The organism is Mesorhizobium sp. M2A.F.Ca.ET.039.01.1.1 (genome assembly GCF_003998035.1).
Taxonomy (GTDB): Bacteria; Pseudomonadota; Alphaproteobacteria; order Rhizobiales; family Rhizobiaceae; genus Mesorhizobium.
In genome coordinates, this window is the sequence record NZ_RZRY01000273.1 from 1 (window position 1) to 7,906 (window position 7,906).

Below are 7,906 nucleotides of genomic sequence, written 5' to 3' on the forward strand. Positions count from 1 at the left end.
CCAGGTGGCGGGCATCGGCCTCGGCGGCGTCGGCATCGTCGCGGCCACGCTCTGCGCCACCTTCCTGTTCACCGTCACGCTTGGACGGCTGATCGGCGTCGACCGGAAGCTCGCGCAACTCATCGCCGCCGGCACCTCGATCTGCGGCGCCTCGGCGATCGTCGCCACCAACATCGTCACCGACGCGCGCGATGAGGACGTCACCTATGCGGTCGCCGCCATCACGCTGTTCGGCACCATCGCCATGCTCGGCTTCCCGCTGCTGGCGCCGGTCTTCGGCCTCGACCAGCACGCTTTCGGCCTGTGGGCGGGCGCCTCGATCCACGAGGTGGCGCAGGTGATCGGCGCCGGCTTCCAGAACGGCACTCTCGCCGGCGAGACCGCGACCGTCGCCAAGCTCACTCGCGTCGCCATGCTGGCGCCGATGGTGATCGCGCTCGGCCTGATGGCGCGCCGCGGCAGCTCCGACGCTTCCGGCGCCAAGCCGCCGATGCCCTGGTTCGTCGCGGCCTTCGTCGCGGTGGTGGCGCTGAACAGCCTGGTCGCGATCCCGGCGCAGATCCATTCGGCGACTGCCTTGGCCACGCAGATCATGCTGACCATGGGCCTCGCCGCCATGGGCCTGCAGGCCGATATTTCGGAGCTGCGTTCGCGCGGCCTGCGGCCGCTGATGCTGGCCTTCTCGGCCTTCCTCGTCATTGCGGGCTTCAGCCTGGTGCTGGTGAGGTTCGTCTGACCTACTGGGAATCCCGGCGGAGCGTTCCGATACCGGCCAGGATGAGGTCCACGCCGGCGAGGAATTGCTCGCGGTCGTCGTGCTCGTGAAACCGCGCGGCAGTGCGAAGCAGGAACGGATAGCCGGCGGGGTCCGACCTCGTCCATCGCTCGACGACGGTCGACAGGAATGCTTCCCGATCGGTGCCAGGCGGCAAAGGACGGGCGTTGGCGGCGTTCTGCGCGTTTTGGCCAGCGGCGCCAAGGATGTAGTGGACCAGCGCGGACGCCGCGTCGAACAGCGCTCGGTCCGGAACACCGAGCGCGTCGAGATGACTGCCGATGCTTTCGAATATCCGCCCCACTGCCGGCTGCCACGGCGCCCGCGAAAGCTGGGCGCCCGCCCAGGGATGCGCGTCGATCGCATCGAACAGCCCCAGCGCAACTGCCCGAATCGCCTCCCGTGGTTCCGCTTCTTGAACCGCCTCGCTCATGACACGGTCGATGACCTCCTCGGTCGCCGCGGCGAGCAGTTCGTCCTTGTCCTTGACGTGCCAGTAGATCGCCCCGCTTCCCGTCGCCAGGCGTGCCGCGAGCGCACGGAAAGTCAGCCCGCTCTCGCCGCCTGAATCCAGGATCTCGATCGCGGCCCCGATGATCCGCTCCTTCGAAAGCGCATCGGTGCGCCGCTCAACCCGTCCACTCCTTGCCATGCCGCATCTTGACATGAATGGAACGACGTTCCAAATACTATTTATGGAACATCGTTCCAATCTCTCGTCGAAAAGGATCAGACGATGACTGAGGTAACAATCGTGGGCGCGGGTCTTGGCGGCCTCACCCTGGCGCGCGTGCTTCATATCCACGGCATAGCTGTAACGGTCTATGAAGCGGAGGCTTCGGCATCGGCGTGCACGCAAGGCGGGCAGATCGACATCCACGAGTATAATGGACAGATCGCGCTCGAAGCCGCTGGCCTCACCGAAGCCTTCCACGCCATCATCCACCAAGGCGGCGCGGCTAGCCGCGTGCTCGACCGGCACGGCACGGTGCTGCTTGAGGAAGCGGACGATGGCGGCCGACCCGAAGTGCTGCGCGGCGATCTGCGGCGCATTCTGATAGACTCGCTGCCCGCCGACAGCATCCGCTGGGGAAAGAAGCTTGCCGGCGTCGCCGCTCTGGGTGGCGGCCGGCACGAACTGACCTTCACCGACGGATCGGCTGTCGAAACCGGGCTTCTCGTGGGGGCTGACGGCGCATGGTCGAAGGTGCGGCCGCTACTGTCGGACGCAACGCCACGTTATGTCGGCGCAACGTTCATCGAGACGTATCTATATGATGTTGACGATCGACACCCCGCCGCCGCCGAAGTGGTCGGCTTGGGCACAATGTTTGCGGCTGCCCCGGGAAATGCGATCGCCGCGCATCGAGAAGCGGGAGGCGTCCTCCACACCTATGTTCAATTGAGCCGGCCCGCGGGATGGTTCGCACGCATCGACTTCACCGATGCCGACGCCGCCAGAACCCGGATCGCCGCCGAGTTTGAAGGCTGGGCGCCAGCGCTCACCACGCTGATCACCGACGGCGAAACCGCGCCGGTTCCGCGCATGATCTACACGCTGCCCGATGAACACCGCTGGGGTCGCGTCGCAGGCGTGACACTGCTCGGCGATGCCGCGCACCTCATGCCACCGTCCGGCGAGGGCGCCAACCTGGCAATGTTCGACGGCGCCGAGCTCGGCAAGGCGATTGCCGCGAACCCGTACGACATCGAGAAGGCACTTGCCGACTATGAGAATCCGATGTTTGCCCGCGCCGCCGCCGAAGCCCCGGACGCGCGCCAGGTGCTGGAGCTTTGCCTCGGCGAACGCGCGCCGTTCTCACTGGTGGACTTCTTCAACGACGTCGCGCAGGAAAAGCACGCGTGATCCTGACGGCCCTTCGAACGCTCCAATCGCAGCGAGCCTGTGCCCTCAGTCCTCGAACTCGCACGCCGCTACATAGATAGCGGCCAGTTTCTCGATACCGGCCTGGTCCTCCTTGTCGAAGCGACCCGGCAGCGGGCTGTCGAGGTCGAGCACGCCGAACGCGCCATCGGCGTCGCGCAACAGCACCACCAGCTCGGAGCGCGAATCGGCATCGCAGGCGATGTGGCCGGGGAATTCGTTGACGTCCTTGACCAGCATCGACATGTCGAGCTCAATGGCCTTGCCGCAGACGCCCTTGCCGACGGCAATGCGCACGCAGGCCGGCTTGCCCTGGAAAGGCCCGAGCACCAGCTCGTCATCGGAGGCGAGGAAATAGAAGCCGGCCCAGTTGAGGTCGGGCACCATCTGGTAGATCAGCGCCGCCGTGTTGGCGGCATTGGCGACGGAATCGCCCTCGCCTTCCAGCAACGCTTTCAATTGCGCGGCCAACTCCTTATAGAAGGCCGGCTTGTCCTTGGCGTCGATGGCGGTTGCCGCGAACATCGTATTGTCTCTCCGTTGCAAGCCGAGGCTCGGCCTACAGATTGCTGTGCATCAAGATAAGTCCTGAACGGTTTTGACCGGCAGGAACAACCGCAATTCGTTGGACGGCAATGCGGTGAAACCATGATCGAGATAGAGCTTCTTTCTGCGCGCCACCTTGGCTGGGTCGCCGCAATCCAGCACGTCCAGCATGACAACGGCAATTCCGATCTGCTCAGCAACCCTCGCTATGCGCACCAGTGCGTCGAGCAGAAGGTCGCCGCCATATCCATTGCCTGCGAATCGCAGGTCAACACCCATCATGGACAGATAGGCCGCAGGGATGCTCCCATGTCCCGGCCGGGTTCTCGCGTATTTGTGCGGCAGCTCGCTATAATCCACCGAGTGCGAATTGATGGCGTAAAAGCCGATCAGGTCTCCGGCCGGACTGACCATCACGAAGACCCGAAGATTGTCGGCTTTGGATAGCTTGTTGGCGGTCCTTTTGAAGAAATTGTCGACCTGATCTACGCCACAGGAAAAAGCCGTTCGATCGTGCTTTTCAGGATCGAACGGCTCTATGACGTTGGCGACTTCGGGCTGCCGCGTCACTTGGAAATGACGGTTTTGACATAGCGCGCAAACGACGCCCGCAGCCGATCCGTCGGCTGCGGCGGATTTTCGAGGGCCGCAAAGAAGGCAGCATGGTCGACAGGCCGCAGAGCGGTGCGCTCATGAGCCTCAATCGTTTCCATGGCGGCCTTGTATGCGGCATTCATTGTGAAAACCGAGTCGTCGACACCGGCAAGAGCTGCGGCTTGCTGAATGGCTTTCTTGATGCGCGGCTTTGTGCGGAAGTTCATCCGCTCGCTGCTGCGCTCCTCGATCTCTCGAATTTCATCATGGAAAGTTTCCATGTCCTTGCTCCTTCGCCTTATGTACGTCGCATCGGCGTACAGGTCAAGAAAATTGCATAAGAGCAAGCTGCGGCGGTTGCCGCAAACTTCCTGGTCGTTTCTCCGTTGCAAGGGCGCGCACGTGCCCGATACAGTCCGGCCTCTCTGCCACCAAAACCGCCGCCGGGAAACAGCCTGTCGTGACCTCCAGCCATTCCGGAACAGTGACGACCAGGACAATCCGCATCGCCGCCGCGGTGATCCGCGACGAAGGCGGCAGGCTGCTGCTGGTGCGCAAGCGCGGCACAAAAGCCTTCATGCAGGCCGGCGGCAAGATCGAGCCGGGTGAGTTGCCGGCCGCAGCCCTGGCGCGCGAATTGCGCGAGGAACTGGGCATCGTCGTCGATCCGGGCGCTGCCTCGCATCTCGGTTTGTTTTCGGCGCCTGCCGCGAACGAGCCAGATGCCCGTGTCGAGGCCGAGCTGTTCGAGCTTTCCATCACAGACGAGCCGATCCCCGCGGCGGAGATCGACGAGATGATCTGGCTTAACCCGGCGCTGGCGAGCGGCATGGAACTGGCGCCGCTGACCGCCGATATCGTCCTGCCGCGCTACGGCCGCCAACCATGAATTCACGCAACGTGGAAAAACAGGCGGTGGGCGGAGCGCCTCTTACCTTCGCGGTGCTGGTCTTTCCCGGCTTTCCGATGATGGCGTTTTCGTCCGTTATCGAGCCGCTGCGCGCCGTCAACATTCTTGCCAAGCGCGAGTGCTACCACTGGGTGATCGTCGGCGCCGATCCGGGCACGGTCGAAGCCTCCAACGGCGTCGTCATCCAGCCCGGCTTTTCCGCGGCGGACGCGCCGAAGGTCGACCGCATCGTCGTCTGCTCCGGCGGCGATGCCGACCATGTCGTGGCCGATGAAGCGATGAGCTGGATCCGCAAGAGCCTGCGCAGCGGCGCTTATATCGGCGCTGTCGCGGACGCCGCCTTCTTCCTCGCTCGCGCCGGGCTGCTCGACGGCCATGCCTGCACCTTGCACTGGACCAGCCAGCCCGCCTTCACCGAAGCGTTTCCGGATATCGAGCTTCGGCGCGATCTCTTCGTCATCGACCGCAAGCGTTTCACCTCGGCCGGCGGCGTCGGCAGCCTCGACATGATGCTGGAGATCATCACGCGCGACTGTGGCGCCGAGCTCGCGGCGGGTGTCGCTGAATGGTTCGTGCACAGTCCACTGCGCTCCAGCGTCGACCGCAAGCTGATGCCGCTCAGGCTGCGCACCGGGGTGCAGAACGAGCTGGTTCTATCGGCCATCGCCATCATGGAGGACGCGGTGGAGGAGCGGCTCGGCATGGCGGAACTTGCGGAGCGGCTCGGTGTGTCGCCCGACAAGCTCGAGCGCAATTTCCGCGCCGAGCTGGATATCTCGCCTAACGGCTATTACCGGCGGCTCAGGCTGAAGCGGGCGGCCGACCTTTTGGCGCATTCGACACTGATGGTGCGCGATGTGGCGCTGGCCTGCGGCTTTGCTTCGATGTCGAGTTTTGCGAGGGCTTTTCGCGAGGAGCATGGGCACGCGCCGAAGGCGATGCGGAGGCATTAGGGTGCAGTGCGCGCTGGCGCGATGAGACGCTGGCGGGACAGCGCCACCTCTGGCCTGCCGGCCATCTCCCCACTTGGGAGGAGATTGGCAGCCTCGGCGCCGCGCCCTTGTTGCAACTTCGGCAATTGGCGAAGCCCTGCGCGACATCTGATCTCTCCGCTCGTGGGGGAGATGTCCGGCAGGACAGAGGGGGGCGCGAAGGATCGCTACACTGCCCATTGCCCTGCGGCATCCGGCACAACAATCGCGGAATGCCGCACAAGCTCAAAACCCTGGCCGGCTATGGTCTCCGCAACAGGAGACCTTCTGATGAGCATCGTCGTATTCGATCCCGACAGCACCGAGGATGTGGACTTCAAGGAGCGCATGCGCCACCCCGCAGCGGCCGATCCAGCGGGCGGCATGTGGTTGTCGGACACCGAACCGTCCTTCATCGACGCCGACGCACTGCGTAAGGGACGGCTTACCAAGCTGCGCGCATGGATGCGCGAGGCGGGTTATGGCGGCGTCGTTTTGTTCGATCCTTACAACCAGCGCTACGCCACCGGTTCGCGCAACATGTTCGGCTATTTCCTGCGCAATTCGACCCGCTACTTCTTCATTCCGACCGAAGGGCCGATTGTCCTCTTCGAATATCCGCAGAGCTACCATGTCTCGATGGTGCTCGACACGATCGGCGAGGCGCGGCCGTCCAAGCTGGTCTGGTCATCGGTCTCCGGCCGCGACGACGAAACCGCCGGCCCCTTCGCCGACGAGATAACCGAGCTTCTGAAAAAGCATGGCGGCGGCTCGATAAAGCTGGGGCTCGACCGCTGCAGCCACCTGCAGGCGCTGGCGCTGGAAAAGCGCGGCTGCGAGGTGAAGGACTGCCAGGGCGAGATCCTCGCGGTGCGCGCGGTGAAGACGCCAGAGGAAGTGAAGTGCCTGCAAGCATCGATGGCCGGCGCCGAAGCCGCGGTTGCTGCGGTGCGCGAGGCGATCAAGCCCGGCGTTTCCGAAAACGAGCTCTTCGCCATCATGTATCACGAGGTGATCCGTCAGGGCGGCGAGTTCATCGAGACCCGGCTGCTGACCTCCGGGCAGCGCACCAATCCGTGGTTCAACGAAGCGAGCGGCCGCAAGATCAGGCCGGGCGAACTGGTCGCGCTCGATACCGACACGATCGGCTGCTACGGCTACTACTCCGACTTCTCGCGTACCTTTCGCTGCGGCCCGGGCAAGCCGACGCCCTACCAGAAGTCGCTCTACCGCATGGCGCACGACCAGGTGCAGCACAATATCGGCATCGTGAAGCCCGGCATGGCTTTTCGCGAGATTGCCGAGAAGGCGTGGAAAATCCCCGACCGTTTCGTCGACCAGCGCTACACATCGGTCATGCACGGCGTCGGCATGCATGGCGAGACGCCTTTCATCGCCCACTCGATGGACTACGAGACCTATGGCCGCGACGGCATCATCGTGCCGGGCATGGTGGTGAGCGTGGAAAGTTATATCGGCGAGAAAGGCGGCCGCGAGGGCGTCAAGCTCGAGGACGAGATTCTCATCACCGAGACCGGGACCGAGCTGCTCTCGCGGTTTCCTTATGAAGACGAATTTCTTGACAAGTAGCGCCCACATACCGACAGCACATTGCATGAAAACGCCCATTTCCATCCGGCGCGGCACGGTGGCCGCGGTGTTCATCGATCTCCAGGAGGAGCATCGCAAGGACGAGCGCTATCTGGTCGAGGGGTTTGCCGACATCCTCGCCAATGTGCAGCGCCTGCAGGAGGCGGCGCGGCGCAATTTCGTGCCGCTTTACCACTGGGCCTATATCGTCGACCTCGCGGCGGCGCGGCCGTTCCACCCTGTGGACCAAAGCGGCAAGTCGGCCTTTTCCGACAAGGACGATCCGCTGACCGCGATCTGCCATGAAGTGGCCCCGCGGAACGGCGAGGCCATGCTGGTCAAGCAGGAGGCAAGCGCCTTCGGCAGGAACGATTTCGGCGACAAGCTCAAGGCGGCGGGCATCGAATGGCTGGTGATTGCCGGCGTCTGGACCGAGGCCTGCATCGACGCCACGGTGAAGGATGCGGTAGCGCGCGGCTTTCGCGTGCTTTTGGCCAAGGATGCCTGCGGCAGCGCCAGTGCCGCCATGCACCAGACCGGCATCCTCAACCTCGCCAACCGGCTCTATGGCGGCGCCGTCACCAACACGCTCGACGCCTGCCGGCTGATGGCCGGCGACACGGTGAATGTGTGGC

Annotated in this window: 10 protein-coding genes; 6 read left to right on the forward strand and 4 right to left on the reverse strand. The window is 64.1% G+C overall.

The features are described 5' to 3' along the window. A partial coding sequence (locus tag EOA24_RS20250; RefSeq protein WP_127410007.1) for a putative sulfate exporter family transporter occupies positions 1-736 on the forward strand: 736 nt, incomplete at its 5' end. Position 737: 1 nt separating this feature from the next. Here the strand turns inward: EOA24_RS20250 and EOA24_RS20255 are convergent. After that, a complete protein-coding gene (locus EOA24_RS20255) occupies positions 738-1,574 on the reverse strand; it encodes a TetR family transcriptional regulator (protein ID WP_348633075.1) in 837 nt (278 codons plus the stop codon). On the opposite strand from EOA24_RS20255, the gene EOA24_RS20260 reads away from it, so the two are divergent. Beyond that, on the forward strand, positions 1,512-2,642 hold the full coding sequence (locus EOA24_RS20260; RefSeq protein WP_126083060.1) for an NAD(P)/FAD-dependent oxidoreductase: 1,131 nt from the start codon (positions 1,512-1,514) through the stop codon (positions 2,640-2,642). The genes EOA24_RS20255 and EOA24_RS20260 overlap by 63 nt on opposite strands. A 45-nt stretch (positions 2,643-2,687) precedes the next feature. Here EOA24_RS20260 and EOA24_RS20265 read toward each other — a convergent pair whose 3' ends face one another. The 3 genes from EOA24_RS20265 to EOA24_RS20275 are packed head-to-tail and all read right to left on the reverse strand — an operon-like array spanning position 2,688 to position 4,081. After that, positions 2,688-3,185, reverse strand: a complete 498-nt coding sequence (locus EOA24_RS20265; RefSeq protein WP_126083061.1) for a GAF domain-containing protein — start codon at positions 3,183-3,185, stop codon at positions 2,688-2,690. A gap of 51 nt (positions 3,186-3,236) precedes the next feature. After that, positions 3,237-3,776: a GNAT family N-acetyltransferase gene (locus EOA24_RS20270; protein WP_126083062.1), complete on the reverse strand. Its 540-nt coding sequence runs from the start codon at positions 3,774-3,776 to the stop codon at positions 3,237-3,239. Beyond that, on the reverse strand, positions 3,773-4,081 hold the full coding sequence (locus tag EOA24_RS20275) for a DUF1778 domain-containing protein (protein WP_126083063.1): 309 nt from the start codon (positions 4,079-4,081) through the stop codon (positions 3,773-3,775). The genes EOA24_RS20270 and EOA24_RS20275 overlap by 4 nt, the downstream gene beginning before the upstream one ends. A gap of 179 nt (positions 4,082-4,260) precedes the next feature. Between EOA24_RS20275 and EOA24_RS20280 the strand changes: the two genes are divergently transcribed. The 4 genes from EOA24_RS20280 to EOA24_RS20295 all read left to right on the forward strand — a co-directional run. Continuing rightward, positions 4,261-4,689 (forward strand): NUDIX domain-containing protein, encoded by a 429-nt coding sequence (locus EOA24_RS20280; protein WP_126083064.1) that lies wholly within the window; start codon positions 4,261-4,263, stop codon positions 4,687-4,689. Continuing rightward, positions 4,686-5,663 carry a GlxA family transcriptional regulator gene (locus EOA24_RS20285; RefSeq protein WP_126083065.1) on the forward strand — a complete coding sequence of 326 codons (978 nt, stop codon included), beginning with the start codon at positions 4,686-4,688 and terminating at the stop codon, positions 5,661-5,663. The genes EOA24_RS20280 and EOA24_RS20285 overlap by 4 nt, the downstream gene beginning before the upstream one ends. Before the next feature lie 309 nt (positions 5,664-5,972). Continuing rightward, positions 5,973-7,271 (forward strand): Xaa-Pro peptidase family protein, encoded by a 1,299-nt coding sequence (locus EOA24_RS20290; RefSeq protein ID WP_126083066.1) that lies wholly within the window; start codon positions 5,973-5,975, stop codon positions 7,269-7,271. Between the two features lie 25 nt (positions 7,272-7,296). Continuing rightward, a partial coding sequence (locus tag EOA24_RS20295; protein WP_127410008.1) for an isochorismatase family protein occupies positions 7,297-7,906 on the forward strand: 610 nt, incomplete at its 3' end.

Bases quoted from the DNA above. Each gene is read 5' to 3' on its own strand.
- EOA24_RS20260 (WP_126083060.1), top strand. From the start codon at position 1,512: ATGACTGAGGTAACAATCGTGGGCGCGGGTCTTGGCGGCCTCACCCTG.
- EOA24_RS20255 (WP_348633075.1), bottom strand. From the start codon at position 1,574: ATGAAGCACGCGCGCCAGGGTGAGGCCGCCAAGACCCGCGCCCACGAT.
- EOA24_RS20265 (WP_126083061.1), bottom strand. From the start codon at position 3,185: ATGTTCGCGGCAACCGCCATCGACGCCAAGGACAAGCCGGCCTTCTAT.
- EOA24_RS20275 (WP_126083063.1), bottom strand. From the start codon at position 4,081: ATGGAAACTTTCCATGATGAAATTCGAGAGATCGAGGAGCGCAGCAGC.
- EOA24_RS20285 (WP_126083065.1), top strand. From the start codon at position 4,686: ATGAATTCACGCAACGTGGAAAAACAGGCGGTGGGCGGAGCGCCTCTT.
- EOA24_RS20290 (WP_126083066.1), top strand. From the start codon at position 5,973: ATGAGCATCGTCGTATTCGATCCCGACAGCACCGAGGATGTGGACTTC.